Raw genomic sequence first — 18,245 nt, 5'->3', positions numbered from 1 at the left:
CAAACCATAACATGGCCAGCCTTTAGCTACAAAAACAAACAACAGAGTCAAATCGACTACAATCTCGACGAGTCTTTTTGACTACAAATTTACTATAAATCTACTGTAAATCAATTAGAAGGCTGGAATACGTCGTATTTACACAGTTGGCATAGTTCTCGCTATACAAGGCTTAAGACCTACGAGTTCGCACTTGCGACGATAAATAATCAATAAAGGATATTTAGATGTTATCTGCAAAACATATCAGCACAGTAAAAAGCACTATCCCATTACTTGAATCTGCTGGCACTGCCATTACTGAGCACTTTTACCAGCGCATGTTTGCCCATAACCCAGAATTAAAGCATATCTTTAACTTGAGCCATCAGCATTCTGGAGGCCAACCCGCTGCGCTTTTCAATGCTGTCGCGGCCTATGCTAAAAACATCGATAACCTAGGTGCATTAAGCGGCGCAGTAGAGCGCATTGCCCACAAGCACACCAGCTTTAATATTCAACCAGAACACTACCCCATTGTTGGACATCACTTATTAGAAACATTACGTGAATTGGCCCCTGATGCATTTACGCCAGAAGTCGAAGAAGCATGGGCTGCTGCTTATGGCGTGTTAGCGGGCATTTTTATCGATAGAGAAGCTACGCTGTATCACAAAAATGAAAATGAAGTTGGCGGCTGGAAAGGTGCACGTGAGTTTAAAATTATCACTAAAACCAAAGAGTCTGAACTAGTGACTAGCTTTGTCCTTGCCCCCGTGGACGATAAAACAGTAATGCATTTTGAGTCAGGACAGTATTTAGGTGTTAGCGTTGCACCAATTAACCATGACTACCAAGAAATTCGTCAGTATTCATTATCAGACAAACCTAACGGTAAGCAATATCGTATTTCAGTGAAAAAAGAAGCCGTTGGCGTGCCAGGGGTGGTATCTAACTATTTGCATGATCACGTTAATGTTGGCGACACGATTGACGTTTATCCGCCAGCGGGCGATTTTCATTACGAAGAGCGCGAAGCGCCAGTGGTACTTATCTCGGCTGGCGTTGGTGTCACTCCCATGCAATCGATGTTAGAAATGCTGGCGTCTAAGTCGTTTGCAAAACCGGTGTTCTATCTGCACGCCTGTGAAGGTGTCGAGCAACATTCATTTAATCAAAGAGTCGAGTCACTGGGGCTACAGCTTAAGCTTGAACATCATACTTGGTATCGTGATATCGGTAACGCCAATGACGTGGTTAATACCACCAACATCCATCAAGGCTTTATGAATCTTGCTGCGCTTAAAGACGCACTTCCGCTAACGGATGGTGACTATTACCTATGTGGACCGGTTGCCTTTATGCAGTTTGCCAAGCAACAACTACTCGAATTAGGTGTTAGCGATGACCGTATTCACTACGAAGTGTTTGGCCCTCATTCTGATCTCTAAAACCGCTAAGGGCGTTTAAACAAGCCATATAAACAAAGCTTAGAAAAACGGACGCCAATTGGCGTCCGTTTTATCATCTATCAACTATCAACTATCGCATTTTCTCTAAAGTGTATTTAGATAAAGTCACAGATCTCAGCAAGCGACTTTTTCTGCAGTGCATGTTCTGGCACGGTGGCATCGTCACCTGGGTAACCTGCAATAATCAACATATAGGGGCGCTCATTAGCATTATCGCGACCGCAAACCTTACTTAAAAAAGACATTGGTTTTGGCGTGTGGGTTAAGGTGCCTAGTCCTGCATTATGCAGTGCCTGAATTAAAAAACCTGTGGCTATCCCTACCGACTCATGCACATAATAATTAGTCTTTTGTTCACCCTCTTCTTCAGAGCGTTTCTTACTAAAAATGGCAATCAACCAAGGCGCATGTTCGAGATAAGGTTTATCGGCATTAGTGCCTAATGGTTTAAGCGCATCAAGCCACTCTTCACCCGCTCGGCCAGCATAAAAAGCTTGCTCTAGCGCTTCAGCCTCATGGCGAATTTGCGCTTTTATTTCAGAGCTATTAATGGCAACAAAATGCCAAGGCTGATGGTTCGCCCCATTGGGCGCAGTGCCTGCGGCGAGAATACACTTCTCGATAATTTCTTTGGGAACGGCTCGGTCTGAAAATTTGCGGATTGAATGACGACGCTGCACCTGTTGATAGTTTTGCTCAGCGCGCTCAAGCATCTCTGCTTGCGGGTATTCAATAAAGTCATTAAGAGGATGATGCGTATCAGTCATGTTTTACCTTCAACTTATTTTAATTATTGTTATCAATCGTTAAGTTAGCCTTGTAATAACACTGAGCGACAAAGCCCATTATCTTCAACTTTGTGCTATTGAGCTTCTACTACTGTCTTTAGCTGCGCCAAACCTTGGGTTAAATCATTACCTATCATGCCTTCAAAATCCATAAACAAAAACATCAAATTCATCGGATAATCTAAGTGCCCATCAAAACCCCAGGTCACTTGAGTTTGATCAGACGATAATGCGGTAGTTTGCATATAAGCCATATCATTTGACTCGAAAGGTTTAAAAAACCTTAATGCGTAATCGATACGTTTCCCCTCATCGATACGCATAATTTCTTGCTCACCTTCACCCACATCTTCTTTGTCGCTAACCCAGCCAGCAACAAACCCGACCATGCCATCAGTACCTCGATAGCTCTTTTGCATATCAGGATCCATCCGTGCCCACACGCTATAGTTATCTTGATTCTTGAGGTATTTGACGTAATCGAATACCTTTGTAACGGGTTTATTTATAGTGACTTGCGTAGTAACCGAATAGGTTTTATCGACAAATAGCGCAACAATAAATGGTAAGGCGATAATAACTAAGATTAGTAATAGAAATTTCTTTAGCATGATGATTACTCTTAATTTGCAGCTCAGCTGGCCTCAATCAAACCTAGCTAAAAGGTGACTTAAGAATAAACATATTATTAACAAAATGACAAATTAAGTAAGGATACAATTTCAGCATAACTTAAGAAGGGGAGCGTTTGAGTCAACTTGAACATTTTAGAATAGTGGAAGTCAGTAGAAAGCAAAAAGACAAGCATTGCTTGTCTTTTAATCTTATAGAAGAAAACTATATCTTTACAGCCCAAGCCTTGCCATCAGCTTTTGATTCTCTGCTTCGATGTGCTTATAAAAATCACAGTCAGTGAGTTTTGATGCTGCGGCTTCATCAATTACTAATACCGCATCTTGGTGGAGTTGCAGTGCCGATGCAGGACATGCGGCAGTTAATGCTCCTTCAACCGTTGCTTTAATCGCATCCGCTTTGTTTTCACCTGTTGCTAGTAATACCACTTTCTTAGCATCTAAAATCGTACCAATGCCCATAGTGATTGAAAGGTGTGGTTGATATTCACCAGCTTCAAAGAAGCGTGCATTGTCATCAATGGTGGCTTTAGTCAGTGTTTTAACTCTTGTGCGTGACATCAAGCCTGATGATGGCTCGTTAAAACCAATGTGACCATTACGACCAATACCTAATAATTGAATATCGATCCCACCTGCAGCCTTAATTTGCTCTTCGTAACCTTGGCATGCTTCAATTGGGTTTGCCGCATCGCCTGGTGGCACAAATGTTTGTGACTTATCAATATCAATATGATCAAACAGCTGCTCGTTCATAAAGTAGCGGTAGCTTTGCGGATGTGTGCCTTCTAGCCCTAGATATTCGTCTAAGTTAAAAGTCTTAACACCTGAGAAAGAGATTTGTTTAGCCTTGTTTGCCGCTATAAGTCCTTGATAAAGTGAAACAGGTGTTGAACCTGTCGCTAAACCCAGTACTGAATCAGCCTTTTTTTGCAGCTGCTTAATAAAAATGTTGGCGCCATATTCAGCAACCGAGGCACTGTCTTTTAATATTACGATTTGCATAGATTTGATCCAATATCAGTTAGTCATCAGCTAGATTACAAACACGTTCTAAAAGCACTGTAATGCTCTTTTCACCATTTGTACTGTGCGACCAAGTTAACCTATTTTTCGTTAAGTCGACCGACACCATGAATTAGTTAACATAACTATAACCTCAAATGACAACGCTGTCATTAGCTATTAATCGTACCAATCTATGCTTATTGGCTATGTATGCACTTAAAAATTAGATATTAAGGTTATAATGCGCCTCCATTATTTTAGAGCCGCTGCCATGTCAGAATCAGATCTTACAGAGAAACGACATAGTCACTTTCTCATCTATAAACCCTATGGATATTTGAGTCAATTTGTACCTGAAACTCGTAAAAGCAAGCCAGTGCTTGGTCAACTTGCTCATTTTCCAGAAAAGACCATGGCTATTGGCAGGCTTGACCATGACTCCGAAGGACTCCTGCTGTTAACTACCGACGGTATGCAGAGCTTTGTTATTCGTAGTAAAAACATTGAGAAAGAGTACTACGTACAAGTTGATGGTGAGGTTACCTCTGAGCAACTTACTCAGTTACAGCAGAGTGTTGAAATAGGCGTAAATGGTGAGAAATATCAGACCTTACCTTGCAAGGTAGAGCTATTAGTTGCTGAGCCTAACCTTCCATCAAGGGGCAAAAAAATACGCGATCCTCGCCATGGGCCTACAAGTTGGTTATCAATAACGATTTGTGAAGGAAAAAACCGTCAAATAAGAAAGATGACAGCAGCGGTTGGTTTACCGACATTAAGACTGGTTAGGGTCAGGATCGCTCATATTGAGCTTGGATCAATGCAACCTGGTGATGTGGTTACGATTAATCAGTTTGATATAAGCGCTGACTAAAGCCAGCGCTTTACGCGCTGCTAATTGTTTAAAAATTCAGTTAAATTTTCTACCCGTTGTGGTCGGCTATAAAAATAGCCCTGCACCTGGTCACAACCATTTTCTTTTAAGAAATTAACCTGCTCCTGGGTTTCTACACCTTCCGCTACCACCTGTAAATTAAGCGCATGCCCCATGGCAATAATCGCTTTGGCAATGGCGGTGTTATGTGTATCTAACGGTAAACCGGCAACAAATGATTGGTCGATTTTCAGTTTATGGATAGGTAACTTTTTAAGATAACTTAACGAAGAATAGCCAGTACCAAAGTCATCAATAGACAATTCAACTCCCATTTGGCCTAGCTTTGCTAAATATTGGCTCACAAGCAGTTGATCTGACATCATACCGCTCTCAGTAACTTCCAGCTCTAAGCTAGTTGCTGGTAAACCCGTTTGCTCAAGGATTTCTGCCACTTCGCAAACAAAGCTACTTCGCTGTAATTGCTGACTCGCAACGTTGACTGCCACACGGCCAAAATTAATACCTTGTTGATGCCAACGCTGTCCCTGCTCACATGCTGTTTTCAGTACCCAACGACCAATATCTTGAATCAGGCCAATTTTCTCAGCTAATGGGATAAACACTGCAGGAGAAATACTACCTAACACCGGATCATCCCAACGCAGGAGTGCTTCAAACGCCACAGCTTTTCCTGTTTTAAAGCTGATCTTCGGTTGGTAAACAAGATGAAATGCACCAATGGATAAAGCATCGTGCAATGCACTTTGCAGCTTTAATTTGGCAACTGATTCTTGTGTCAGTGACTCAGTATAAAAGGCGTAATTATTACGACCCTCATACTTAGCCCTATGCATAGCAACCTCAGCGTTAACCATAAGATCACTTGAATCTTGGCCATCGTCTGGATAGATGGCGACCCCCATACTCGCGGTCAATCGGGCTTGACCATATTCGCCAAGCAAAAACGGCTGATCAAACACCTTACGTAATTTATTGATATTCAGCAGTAACGCATCATTGCTATCAATATTAGGCAATATCACCGCAAACTCGTCACTGCCTAAGCGTGCAGAAGTCGCTAACGTATCAAGATCTAAACTAAAACGGCGGCTTAGTTCCAGTAAAACTTCATCACCTACGGGGTGGCCGTAGCTTTCGTTAATTTGCTTAAACAGATCGACATCAATATACACTAACCCTAAGCGACTTTTATTATGGCTCGCTTGCTTTATCCCTTGCTCTAAACGCGCGGTTAAACCCATTCGGTTAGGCAGTTTAGTCAAGGGATCGTAAAAGGCAACTTCAGCTAATTCTGCTTCACTCTTCTTTTGCGCTGAGATATCGGTAAATACGGCGACAAAGAAACGAATTTGATGTTCATCATCATACACTGCACTGATATTGAGCATTAGCGGAAAGATCGCACCATTTTTACGCCGATTCCAAATCTCACCATGCCACTTACCTCGGCTTAGTAAGTCTCCCCATAAACTTTGGAAAAATGCTTTATCATGTCGGCCGGAGTTAAATATTCTAGGATTATGACCAAGTAGCTCTTGTTTACTGTAACCGCTGATACTTTCAAAGGCGCCATGTGCATCGACAATATTGCCATCAACATCGGTGATCACCACACCTTCAACCGAGTTCTCAAATACCCGCGAAGCCAACTCTAGCTGATCCTGAGCCGCTTTATGGGAAGATATATTACGTGAGATCCCAATCACTCCAGCTAACTCACCACTGTCTGCAAAAATCGGCACTTTAGTGGTTTCTAACCAAGAATCGACGTTACCGATATCTAAACCTTCACATTGGCCGGCCGAAACTTCGATACCTTTACGAATCGCCTTTTGATCACTAGCGATAAAGTGTTCCGCAAGGCGCGGCTCAAATAATTCATGATCGGTACGGTCCAAAATCAAATCTCTAGACCTATGCCATGCTTGCTCAACACTTTGATTGACAAGGATGTAACGCCCGTAACTATTCTTTACCCACACATGTTCTTTCATGCAATCAACAAACATTTGCAAGTTCAAATGGCTAACTTGCTCTGTCAGGCTTCTTTGTTGATTCTGCAACAATTTATATTGGCGATAGATCTCAATTAAATCTTGTTCAATACTCTTGATATAGACTTTGAATAATTTTTCAGCATCAGTATTCTGAATAGATTGGTTATCATTACTCGTCGCTATCGTCCCTAGATAGCCAAAAAGTGCACCTGCAGGCCAATAAATTGCAAGTAGAGTAATGCTGGTATCAACAGGAGTATCTTGCTCACAGCTTTTCATCAGCTGATCTAACTGCGCAGGACTAACGGCGGCATAACTCATCGCCTGAAACTTTTCAGTCTGATCAACTTTAAATAACGCGGCCCCGCACTGGGCTATTCGTGCCAGCATATCAATAGATAGCTGCCACTCACCCTTTTGTGCTTGCGTTATTTCGATATTAATCAACTTAATGTCCTATTAATCATTCAAGGATTAGCTAAAGCGCTTTGCTTGCGCCATCAATACAACTCTAATCCACTTAAAAATAGCGCTTAAAGCGCATAAAAAACCTGTTACACACTAGTATCTTTAGCTAAGAAAATAAAGCCTAATTTGCCAATATAAATACTAATCTAGCAAGATAACTCAAAATGGCTTATTTAACACTAAAAGCCTTTAGGTCAGTGCTTTAGCTGACTCACCACTTATGGAGTGTTGTATTTGAAGGTCACGATGAAAATCATGTTTATTCTGTAGAGAAGGCCTAGCTATCAAGATTGTTCAATCTTTACATAAAACCTATATTACAAGGTTATAACGCTGTTTTAATTGATAATAATCAATCTTTACAGAGTGTATTTAGCAAAATAAAACTCGCTACCTATCTTGAGTCCAAAAATATAACAAGCTCAGAAAATACATGATTAGCTAAAGGTAACAATATGCAGCCTGAAATAGCCCGCACCTGCGTGATGGTTAATTGATAACTGAAAACAAAAAAACCAGCCGAGTGGCTGGTTTTTATTTTATTGGCGATACTGTTTAGCTGTATCAGCCCTACAAATTAGTTCGCTTGTGGGCGCATTGCAGGGAACAGGATCACGTCACGGATAGTATGCGTGTTAGTGAATAGCATCACTAGACGGTCGATACCGATACCTTGACCCGCAGTTGGTGGTAAACCGTGCTCTAGTGCAGTGATGTAGTCTGCATCGTAGAACATTGCTTCGTCATCACCAGCGTCTTTAGCATCAACCTGTGCTTTAAAGCGGCTGTCTTGATCTTCAGCATCGTTAAGCTCAGAGAAACCGTTAGCCACTTCACGGCCGCCGATGAAGAACTCGAAACGGTCAGTGATAAAGTGGTTATCGTCGTTACGACGTGCTAGTGGAGAGATATCCGCTGGGTAACCCGTGATGAACGTTGGTTGCATCAACTGTGGCTCAGCTGTTTCACCAAAGATCTCTTCAAGTAGTTGTCCACAAGTCCAGAACTTCTCAACAGTCATGCCGATGCTCTTAGCCAAGTCACGCATAAATTCAACGTCTTTAACTTCTTCGTAAGTCATAGACTGAATTGTAGCGTTGTCTGGGTTGTACTTCTTGATCGCATCCAACATGCTCAAACGTGCATATGGGCCACCAAAGTCAACTGTGTGCTCACCGTATGGAAGCTGTGGAGAACCACAAAGCTCAGTAGCGATAGAGCTTAGCATCTCTTCAGTAAGATCCATTAGATCGTTGAAGTCAGCGTACGCCATATAGAATTCCATCATAGTAAATTCAGGGTTATGACGTGGAGACAGACCTTCGTTACGGAAGTTACGGTTGATTTCGAATACACGCTCAAAACCACCAACCACTAGACGCTTAAGGTATAGCTCAGGTGCAATACGTAGATACATTTCGATATCTAGTGCATTGTGGTGCGTTACGAATGGGCGTGCTGAAGCACCACCAGGGATGCTGTGCATCATTGGCGTTTCAACTTCCATGAACTCTTTCTTAACCATGAAGTTACGGATCGCGGTAACCACTTTAGAGCGCATAACGAATGCTGCACGTGAGTCTTCGTTAACGATCAAGTCAACGTAACGCTGACGGTAACGAGTCTCTTGGTCAGTTAGGCCATGGAACTTTTCAGGTAGTGGACGCAGCGCTTTAGTTAGCAACTGGTACTGCTCCATGTTCACATAAAGGTCGCCTTTACCTGACAGGTGTAGCTGACCAGTCACACCGATGATGTCACCGATATCTAGGCCTTGGAATTTTTCTTTAAGATCTTTTTGAACGTCTTTACCAGCGTATGCTTGGATACGACCGCTCACATCTTGGATAACCAAGAATGGACCACGCTTAGCCATTACACGACCAGCGATTGAACGCTCAATGCCCATGCCTTCAAGCTCTTCTTTGGTGTTGTTACCAAATTCAGCTTGAATGTCTGCCGCTTTGTGTTTTCGATCGAAGTTGTTCGGGTGACCGTTTGCTGGGCAGTTCGTACGGATGTGCTCTAATTTTGCACGACGCTCTGCAATTAACTTGTTCTCGTCTTGGGTTTGTTCAGTCATCTTCTTCTCTCGTTAAAGGCCAGATTTCAGGCTAGCTTCAATAAACTTGTCCAGATCGCCATCTAAAACGCTCTGGGTATTTCGGTTTTCAACGCCGGTGCGTAGATCTTTAATACGTGCATCATCAAGCACGTAAGAACGGATCTGGCTGCCCCAGCCAATATCTGACTTGGCGTCTTCGGCGGCTTGCTTATCAGCATTCTGTTTCAGCATTTCTAGCTCATACAGCTTTGCTTTTAACTGTTTCATTGCCGCATCACGGTTCTTATGCTGCGAACGGTCGTTCTGACATTGCACCACAGTGTTGGTCGGTAAATGCGTAATACGAATAGCCGACTCAGTTTTGTTTACGTGCTGACCACCCGCACCCGATGCGCGGTAGGTATCAATTCTTAAGTCCGACGGATTGATATCAATCTCAATCGAATCATCAATTTCTGGGTAAACGAATACCGAACAGAAAGAGGTGTGACGCTTGCCTGACGAGTCAAATGGTGACTTACGCACTAAACGGTGTACACCGGTTTCGGTACGCAGTGAACCAAAAGCATATTCACCAGTAAACTTAATGGTGGCGCCTTTAATACCGGCTACATCACCTGCTGTCACTTCAATCAATTCTGGTTTGTAGTCGTGGGCTTCGCCCCAACGTAAAAACATACGCAGTACCATGTTCGCCCAGTCTTGAGCCTCTGTACCGCCAGAACCCGATTGAATATCTAAATAACAATCTGACGCATCATGTGGTTTAGAGAACATGCGACGGAACTCAAGTTCCTCTAAGCGTTTCTCTAAGCCTTGTAATTCAGCAGTGGCGTCATTGAAGGTTTCTTCATCATCTTCTTCAACGGCAAGCTCGAGTAATCCCTCGATATCTTCTAGTCCACTGTCCATATCGTCGATAGTTTTCACTACCGCTTCAAGTGCTGCACGCTCTTTGCCTAAGGCTTGGGCGTTTTCTGGATCGTTCCACACTTCTGAGCTTTCAAGCTCTCGGCTAACTTCTTCTAGACGCTCACTTTTAGCATCGTAGTCAAAGATACCCCCGAAGAAGGTCGGTACGGTCAGCGAGCTCCTTGATTTTGAATTTAACTGGATTTACTTCAAACATGATTTAATCAACTTTTTAATGGCTAAGCGGTCATTGCTAAGCGATAGTGGCTAAACTTCTTTTGCTTCACTCTTAACGAGTAAATAACTACAAATAGAAAACCCGCTATTTTACCCCATGAGAGGAGTGAAGCCTAGCCGCAAAAGGCTACAAAATAGCAAATTTATTCAACAATATTAGTTTCCCCTCTAAAAACCCCCGTTAATCATCCAGTGACCCTGGCTTACTCCACTACGCGCTAGGCTCATCTAGCAATTTAGTGCGACAGTTCAACTGCTAAATCAGCCTATTTGTGACCTTTAACACACTTAATCTAACACCATTCCAACCCAACCCCTTTTCCGCAGTGTAACTGAGGCTTAGAAAACATTTAAGCCGCACAAAAAAGGACTTTGCCACGCTTTAATCCTAGAACCACGGAGCTGCGATCCCGCTCTACAAGCTAGCCAACAGTCTAAAATGGTGGAAATTGATAAGCCGATCTCACATCTGACCAGATACAGTCACCCATGCGCACACTTCCCTCCTTACCTGTGAGCAAGTTTGCAATTTTAGTGCAAATTTAAACCGTGTTATCAGTGAAGAAAAAGGCCGCAGGTATACTCAAAGCAATAACGATTTCGCCGAGTCCACTTTTGCGAATGCTGATGGTATGCCAAGGCGCTACGCGCCGTTAATTGAGCACCAATCAAGCTGCGACCCTATAATTAAAGGCCCATGCGATGAAACAAATAATAATTGATGGCAAAACCCTTTTAGCTAATCAACGAGATACGCTGTTAGATGTGGCTCTGAATGCTGATATCGCCATCCCCAACCTATGCAAAAGCCCTGCTAGCTCGTTAGTCCACGACAGCAAGCAACACTGTAATCTTTGCCATGTTGAACTCATTGCGAGCGACAGCAGCATTACCAATGTACGTGCATGTGAAACACGCATTGGTGACATTCCAGTACATAATGTTGAGGTTATTACCCAATCAGCAGCTCTGAGCAAACAGCGCAAAGCCGCCTTACATATCATTTTGTCTGATCACTTTGCCGATTGCGAAGCGCCTTGCCAAACCGCATGTCCTGCGGGTGTTGACGTACAGTCTTATCTGTACCATATAGCTCAAGGCGACCACACTGAAGCGGTAAAAGTCATCAAGCAGACCTTGCCTTTGCCACTGTCTATTGGCCGTGTCTGCCCCGCTTTTTGTGAAACAGAGTGTCGCCGCGGCTTAGTCGATGAACCGGTCGCTATTCGCCAATTAAAGCGTCACGCCGCCGATTTAGATTTAGAAGGCGAAAAGCCATACGTGCCGCCAAAGGCACCTGCAACTGGCAAGAAAGTCGCTATCATAGGTAGTGGCCCTGCGGGTATTTCCGCGGGTTATTACCTGTCTAATAATGGCCATGACGTGACGATTTTCGAATCCATGCCCCAAGCTGGCGGCTGGTTACGTTACGGTATTCCAGAGTATCGTTTACCAAAAGCGATTCTCGATAAAGAGATTAACCTGCTATGTAAAAATGGCCTGAATATTCAAACCGACACCCGCCTTGGTCGTGATATTCACCTTAATGGATTAATCTCTGACTTTAATGCAGTCTGTTTAGCCATTGGCGCACAAAAAGCCGTACCGATGAACTACCCAGGTATTGAGCTTGACGGCTGCTACTTAGGTGTGGATTATCTCAAAGATTACTGCACAGAAAAACAGTGCAGCACAGGCAAAAAGGTAGCTGTTATTGGTGGTGGTAATACTGCTATTGACTGTGCCCGCACCGCCAAGCGCGATGGCGCTGATGTAACATTGGTATACCGTCGTACTCGCGATGAAATGCCAGCCGAAGACTATGAAATTCATGAAGCTGAGCAAGAAGGGGTTAAGTTCCACTTCTTAACTAATCCAATTGAAAACCATAGTGACGATAACGGCCGCGTAGCAAAAGTGACTTTTGAGGTGATGACGCTAGGTGAACCGGATGCATCTGGTCGTCGCAGCCCTACGCCAACTGGCGAAACCTTCACAGAAGCGTTTGATACAGTGATCCCTGCAGTATCACAAATGCCAGATATGGACTTTCTTGAAGATCCGCAAAGCCAACTCGCCACAGGTGAGGTTGCGCTTACACGCTGGAATACCTTTGAAGGCTGTGAACATACGATGTCAGCAGGTCAATCTGCAGGCCTTGATAAGCTGTTTGTTATCGGTGACTCACGTACCGGCCCAGCCACAGCGGTTGCCGCCGTTGCCGATGGCCGTAAAGCCGCTGATGCTATTGAAAAACTGCTAAGCCAAGGCCTAACGTGTGAGCTAGTTAAGCAGCCTTTCAACTCTACTAAAGCCAAAAAAACAAGTAGCTTAAAAGCGATTAAAGCTGACTCGCTGTATCCAGAGTCAAAAGTGCAAGCTCGTAGCCTAATGCCAGAGCTTGATAAGCTACAGCGTGCATTAAACTTCAGTGAAGTTGAACTTGGTTTTGAAGCTGATGAAGCCATTAAAGAAGCTGCGCGCTGCCTTGAGTGCGCTTGCCAAGCCAATACCGACTGTAAGCTGCGAGATTATGCTACCGAATATAAAGTTAAAGCCAGCGAGCTAGATATCAGTGCTGCGCAGCACTTTAGTGTTGATAGCAGTGCGCCATTTATCACCTTTGATGCCAACCGCTGCATTAGCTGTGGCGCTTGTGTTGAAACCTGTAAAGGTGCCAGCGGCCATAATGCAATTTCATTCGCCAAAGACCATTACCACGCGCTACCAACATCATGTGCCAACTTATCTGCAACCGATGAACGCAAAGCACCGCGTGTTGGCTTTAGCGTAACCATGAATGACAGTGACTGCGTGCAATGTGGTAACTGCGTGCAAGTTTGTCCAACAGGCGCACTTGTTGATGCCCGCGATAAAACCCAAGGCCTTACAGCTGCGCAAAAAGCACCGCTTAAAACCGTATCCAGCATTTGTACCTATTGCGGTATTGGTTGTCGTATCAATCTACATGTCGATGAGCAGAAAAACCAAATTCGCCATGTCAGCGGTGATACATCATCACCAGTCAACCAAGGCATGTTGTGTGTTAAAGGCCGCTTTGGTTTTGACTTTGTTGGCAGTGATAAACGCCTAACCACACCGCTAATCCGTAAAAATGGCGAGTTAGTACCTGCGAGCTGGCAAGAAGCAATTACGGTTGTCGCTCAGCGCTTTCGCGAAATCAAACAAGTCTATGGCGACAAGTCTATAGCGGGTCTATCTTCCGCTAAAGCCACTAACGAAGATAACTACCTATTCCAAAAGTTTTTCCGTAGCGTGCTTGGCAACAATAACGTCGACCATTGTGCGCGACTTTGCCATGCATCAACGGTTACCGCACTGCGCGAAAGCTTAGGTAGCGGCGCTATGACTAACGATATTCCAAGCATTAAAGATAGCGACCTTATCTTTATTCTTGGCTCTGATACCGAAAGCGCACACCCTATTATTGCCTCTCGCATCAAGCAAGCCGTAAAAGAGCACGGTGCAAGATTAATTGTTGCAGATCCTAAACGCGTATCTATTGCCGATAAAGCTCAGCTTTATGTCGCGCAGCGCCCGGGTTCTGACGTAATGCTAATCAACGCCATTATGCAGCAAATCATTAAAAATGACTGGCACGATTTAGATTACATTCAGGCGCGTGTTGAAGGCTTTAGCCAGCTGTATGACGAAGTCATGAGCCCTGATTACAGCCCGAAAAACGCTGAAATCATTACAGGTGTAAGTGCCAGCGACATCATTGAAATGGCGCGCTTAATCGGTACTGCGGAGAAAACTGCGGTTTACTACGCTATGGGCGTCACTCAACATACTTCAGGTCATGACAACGTTACCGCGATATCTAACTTGCAATTATTGTGTGGCAACATTGGCGTTAAAGGCGCAGGTATTAACCCACTTCGAGGCCAAAGCAACGTCCAAGGTGCTTGTGACATGGGCGCGCTACCAAACTACTTTAGCGGTTATCAAAAGTTAGATGATCCGTTAGTACAGATGCGCTTCCGCGAAGCTTGGGGTAAAGAGGATCTTTGTTCAGATATTGGTTTCTCAGCAACCGAGATGATGCACGCTCTGAGTCATGGCGAGCTAAAAGCGCTATATGTTATGGGTGAAAACCCAGTGCTAAGCGACCCAGATCAAAAGCATGTATTACAAGGATTAGCGGCGGCTGAATTTGTTGTTGTACAAGATATTTTCTTAACCGAAACGGCTGAACTGGCCGACGTAGTGCTACCTGCAGCAGCCTTTGCAGAAAAACTCGGTCACTTTACCAATACCGAGCGCCGTGTGCAGCAATTACTACCCGCTGTTAAGCCGCCAGGGATAGCCAAAAACGACTGGCAAATCATCCAGCTTATCGCTACTCAGATGGGCGAAGATTGGAGCTATCAAAACGAGAAGCAAATTTGGCATGAGATCACCGATGTCACGCCGCAATATCGCGGTATTACTTGGAAGGTGATTGATAGCGAAACTGAAAATGGCCGCCAAGGTTTGCAATGGCCGTGCCCTGCTGAAGGCCACCCTGGAACACCAATTTTGCACGCGACTCAGTTTACCCATGGTAAAGGTAAGATGCGCGCAGTGCATTATCGCCTACCTGCAGAGATGCCATGTGACGAGTATCCATTAATCTTGTCTACTGGCCGCTTATTGGAGCAGTTCCATACTGGTACCATGACCCGTAAAACAGAAGGGCTTAACCAGCTTGGCTCGCCAAGAGTGATGATCTCAGTGTTTGATGCTGAGAAAATTGGGATTAATAACGGTGATATGCTCAAGCTCAGCACCCGCCGCGGTGAGATTGAGATCAAAGCTTTTGTCACCAAACGAGCTCAAGCTGGGGTATTGTTCTTGCCGTTCCACTTTGCAGAATCTGCAGCGAATAAGCTCACTAATAACGCGCTTGATCCTGTGGCTAAAATTCCAGAGTTTAAAGTGTGTGCCGTTAAAGCTGAAAAAGTAGCAGAGCAATAAGAAGCCGCTCTAATCTAATTTAAGCACCACAAGTAAAATACAAAAAGGCGCTAAGAGCATACTCTTAGCGCCTTTTTAATTTATATTACTAAGCTGAACTAGCCTGCAAACGCACCAATCAGTGCGCCCGTTACAGCAAACCCAACCACCAGCATAAATACATTGGGTTTAAAGATCTTAAATAAACCAAAACCTAGCACCACCAACGCCATGTCTAGCGGCGATAGCACTGCACTGGTAAATATCGGGTTATAAAGCGCGGCTAACAAAAAGCCCACCACGCAAGCATTAACCCCTGCAATAGCTCCTGTGACCTTTGGTCTAGCACTGATTGCATGCCAACTTTTAAGTGCTACCAGCATCAATAAGAAGCCAGGTAAGAAGATAGCCAATGTCGCAACTAGCGCACCAACAAGCGGCTGTTGCACCCAGATCTCTGCACCAAGAAACGCCGCTAAGGCAAACATAGGTCCGGGCACAGCTTGCGCTAACGCATAGCCAGTTAAAAACTGATCATTACTTACGGCATCGCCAACACTTTGCTGCAGTAGCGGCAACACCACATGACCGCCACCAAATACCATGCTACCCACTTGGTAGAACTGGCTAAATAATTCAGTAAGGTTAGTTATTCCGGCTTGCTTTGATAATGCTATTGCAACTAAAGAAGCCAGTAATAGTCCGACAAATAGGCTGAGCCAAAAAAAGTTAAGCTTTACAGGCTGCACATGTTCATTAGATATTTCATCGTCTGCCTGACGAGACAGGTAGTGGCGTCCGACAATTGCAGCGGCAACCAATAAACCAAACTGCATTAGCATGGATGGTTGCAGTAAGATAATCACACAGCTAAGTACCATCAGTATTTTGGCTTGTTTAAGCTGACAAAACTGTTTGAACATAATCCAAATTGCATCGGCTACCACAACAACGGCTAACAATTTAAGACCATGAATAATGCCTTGTGTAAACGAATAATCAAGCCACTGGCTGCTAGTTACGGCCAGTAAAAATAACAAAATAAACGAGGGAAGCGTAAAGCCAATAAAGGCTGCTAAACCGCCTAATAAGCCACCGCGATGATAACCAATAGCAAAGCCCACTTGGCTAGAACCTGGGCCAGGCATAAACTGACTCAATGCAACTAAACTGCCGTAGTGTTTATCATCAAGCCATTTAAGTTCATCAACAAAAGTCTGTCTAAAATATCCTATGTGAGCAGCGGGACCGCCAAAGGAAACAAGACCAAGAGAAAAAAATCGTAGAAAAATTTGAAACATAGTTATCCATATTTAAGCGCCCGAAACAGCACTTCTTAGTTCAGTAATTGCAGCACAGTATGACATTTAAGTTACAGTTTAATGAAATGGCTTAGCCAGTAACAAACTCTCACATTTAATACTCCCAAACAGTTGCCACTAATCGCGATTATTCAAGTAATAACGTATCGAAATCTGCTAACGCTTGGCGCTCACCTATGCTTTGCTCCAACCAATCTAATACTTCGGTAGCTGTAGTTCTATAAGTGGTTAATTTCCCCCCGTACAAACTTAATAAGTTAGGGTGGCTTGGCTGGCTTTTTTGTAAGGTATCTCTTGGTCTGTCAAACGCATTCCCCGACTGTTTTGGTAATACTCGTACGCCGCAGAAGCTATCCACAACTCGAGCTCTCAATGCCTCAATATCTCCTAGGGCACTAAAGTAATGTTGGTAAATTCCGAGTAAATAATCGACTTCCTGCGAGGTTATTTGTGGTTTACCCGACAAGCTTTCGAGTACTGTCTCTGTGGTGCCTATTAATGTTTGACCGCTCCATGGCATCACAAAAATTACCCGCTTATCGAAACAAGACTCAAGATAAAGTATGCCGTCATTTGCTGGGATATCTAACAGTAGATGGCTACCTTGTACCCACTCAATGGGCTCGGTGGCAATAGGCGGCGAAACGCTCTCAAGGACTTCATTAACCCAAGGACCTGCGGCATTGACCACCGCAAGAGCTTCGACTTTTTGTGACTCATCAGCCACTTGATAATGCACCTTGCAGTGACTTTGCAAATGTTCAATCTTAGTACACTTTGCATGCTCAATAACATGAGCGCCGAGTGCGCGGGCATTTTTTATGACAGCCTCAGTTAACAGCTTATCGTCGGTTTGTGCATCCCAATACTGATAAAGTGCTTTTAGCCCTGTTAACTTTAAGCCTTTAATTTTTGACCAATGCACAGATGGCACCGATTTGAATTGCCCTAGCGCATCAAAGTCACTCAGCATGGCGTATAAACTTAACCCAGCACGAATCGCCCATGAACTTCGGCGGCTATTTTCGTATACAGGAATATAAAACGGAATAGGGTTCACTAATGAGGGGGCTAGTTGCAACAATGCCTTTCTTTCAGCTAGCGATTTTCTCACCAAGGGCAACTGGCCAGATTCTAAATACCGTAAACCGCCGTGAATGAGTTTGCTGGAATTGGCCGACGTCTGTCCTGCTACCGTGCCTTTTTCAAGCAGTAAAACACTATAACCCGCAGCCGAAGCGCACTGAGCAATACCCGCTCCATTGATACCACCACCAATAACCACTAGATCGACTGTTGTCATTTCAGCTCCTAGATGGGCTCTTATTCTTGAATACTTAAGGCTTTAGCTTGCGACTATTCGTTTTAAGAATAGCGACTGCAGGCGGTAAAACCACCTTCACTGTACTGCTATCAATAACAAACTCAGCTAAGTATTTATTCAGCCTTAATTGTCTCTGCTAAACGCCTTTGCTTTGATAATATTTACGCTTTAAAGCCAACAACAG

General features: G+C 44.0%; 11 protein-coding genes. 3 read left to right on the top strand and 8 right to left on the bottom strand.

Annotated elements, in window-relative coordinates:
• Positions 1-227: 227 nt before the first annotated feature.
• Entirely contained in the window at positions 228-1,430 is a 1,203-nt protein-coding gene (gene hmpA, locus L2747_RS06625; RefSeq protein ID WP_248998288.1) for an NO-inducible flavohemoprotein, read from the top strand.
• 116 nt (positions 1,431-1,546) lie between these two features.
• Here the strand turns inward: hmpA and L2747_RS06620 are convergent, their stop codons facing one another.
• The 3 genes from L2747_RS06620 to nagB form a co-directional block, all read right to left on the bottom strand.
• Entirely contained in the window at positions 1,547-2,218 is a 672-nt protein-coding gene (locus tag L2747_RS06620; RefSeq protein WP_248998287.1) for a nitroreductase family protein, read from the bottom strand.
• A 95-nt stretch (positions 2,219-2,313) separates the two neighbouring features.
• Positions 2,314-2,850: an SRPBCC family protein gene (locus tag L2747_RS06615; RefSeq protein ID WP_248998286.1), complete on the bottom strand. Its 537-nt coding sequence runs from the start codon at positions 2,848-2,850 to the stop codon at positions 2,314-2,316.
• A 234-nt stretch (positions 2,851-3,084) separates the two neighbouring features.
• Positions 3,085-3,876 carry a glucosamine-6-phosphate deaminase gene (nagB, locus tag L2747_RS06610; RefSeq protein ID WP_248998285.1) on the bottom strand — a complete coding sequence of 264 codons (792 nt, stop codon included), beginning with the start codon at positions 3,874-3,876 and terminating at the stop codon, positions 3,085-3,087.
• 274 nt (positions 3,877-4,150) lie between these two features.
• Between nagB and L2747_RS06605 the strand changes: the two genes are divergently transcribed.
• Complete coding sequence (locus tag L2747_RS06605) at positions 4,151-4,753, top strand: pseudouridine synthase (RefSeq protein ID WP_248998284.1); 603 nt, start codon at positions 4,151-4,153, stop codon at positions 4,751-4,753.
• 20 nt (positions 4,754-4,773) lie between these two features.
• Here L2747_RS06605 and L2747_RS06600 read toward each other — a convergent pair whose 3' ends face one another.
• From L2747_RS06600 to prfB, 3 genes are all read right to left on the bottom strand, one after another.
• The gene (locus tag L2747_RS06600) at positions 4,774-7,221 is read right to left on the bottom strand and encodes a putative bifunctional diguanylate cyclase/phosphodiesterase (RefSeq protein ID WP_346347775.1); all 2,448 of its coding nucleotides are present in this window, start codon (positions 7,219-7,221) and stop codon (positions 4,774-4,776) included.
• Positions 7,222-7,819: 598 nt separating this feature from the next.
• Positions 7,820-9,325, bottom strand: coding sequence for a lysine--tRNA ligase (lysS, locus tag L2747_RS06595; protein ID WP_248998283.1), 1,506 nt, complete (start codon positions 9,323-9,325; stop codon positions 7,820-7,822).
• A gap of 12 nt (positions 9,326-9,337) precedes the next feature.
• Positions 9,338-10,436 (bottom strand): peptide chain release factor 2 gene (gene prfB / locus L2747_RS06590; RefSeq protein WP_248998282.1). Its coding sequence is split into 2 segments (ribosomal slippage): positions 9,338-10,360 and positions 10,362-10,436, totalling 1,098 coding nucleotides; the frame shifts between segments, so codons are not numbered across the junction.
• Positions 10,437-11,158: 722 nt separating this feature from the next.
• On the opposite strand from prfB, the gene fdhF reads away from it, so the two are divergent.
• A complete protein-coding gene (gene fdhF / locus L2747_RS06585) occupies positions 11,159-15,436 on the top strand; it encodes a formate dehydrogenase subunit alpha (RefSeq protein WP_248998281.1) in 4,278 nt (1,425 codons plus the stop codon).
• A gap of 98 nt (positions 15,437-15,534) precedes the next feature.
• Here the strand turns inward: fdhF and chrA are convergent, their stop codons facing one another.
• Positions 15,535-16,716: a chromate efflux transporter gene (gene chrA, locus L2747_RS06580; RefSeq protein WP_248998280.1), complete on the bottom strand. Its 1,182-nt coding sequence runs from the start codon at positions 16,714-16,716 to the stop codon at positions 15,535-15,537.
• A 148-nt stretch (positions 16,717-16,864) separates the two neighbouring features.
• Positions 16,865-18,040 (bottom strand): glycerol-3-phosphate dehydrogenase/oxidase, encoded by a 1,176-nt coding sequence (locus tag L2747_RS06575; protein WP_248998279.1) that lies wholly within the window; start codon positions 18,038-18,040, stop codon positions 16,865-16,867.
• Positions 18,041-18,245 lie beyond the last annotated feature (205 nt).

This window comes from Shewanella marinintestina (genome assembly GCF_023283845.1).
GTDB classification, from domain to species: Bacteria; Pseudomonadota; Gammaproteobacteria; order Enterobacterales; family Shewanellaceae; genus Shewanella; species Shewanella marinintestina.
This window is presented reverse-complemented; position numbering and strand designations above follow the sequence as displayed.

Bases quoted from the DNA above. Each gene is read 5' to 3' on its own strand.
- hmpA (WP_248998288.1), top strand. From the start codon at position 228: ATGTTATCTGCAAAACATATCAGCACAGTAAAAAGCACTATCCCATTA.
- L2747_RS06620 (WP_248998287.1), bottom strand. From the start codon at position 2,218: ATGACTGATACGCATCATCCTCTTAATGACTTTATTGAATACCCGCAA.
- L2747_RS06615 (WP_248998286.1), bottom strand. From the start codon at position 2,850: ATGCTAAAGAAATTTCTATTACTAATCTTAGTTATTATCGCCTTACCA.
- nagB (WP_248998285.1), bottom strand. From the start codon at position 3,876: ATGCAAATCGTAATATTAAAAGACAGTGCCTCGGTTGCTGAATATGGC.
- L2747_RS06605 (WP_248998284.1), top strand. From the start codon at position 4,151: ATGTCAGAATCAGATCTTACAGAGAAACGACATAGTCACTTTCTCATC.
- lysS (WP_248998283.1), bottom strand. From the start codon at position 9,325: ATGACTGAACAAACCCAAGACGAGAACAAGTTAATTGCAGAGCGTCGT.
- fdhF (WP_248998281.1), top strand. From the start codon at position 11,159: ATGAAACAAATAATAATTGATGGCAAAACCCTTTTAGCTAATCAACGA.
- chrA (WP_248998280.1), bottom strand. From the start codon at position 16,716: ATGTTTCAAATTTTTCTACGATTTTTTTCTCTTGGTCTTGTTTCCTTT.
- L2747_RS06575 (WP_248998279.1), bottom strand. From the start codon at position 18,040: ATGACAACAGTCGATCTAGTGGTTATTGGTGGTGGTATCAATGGAGCG.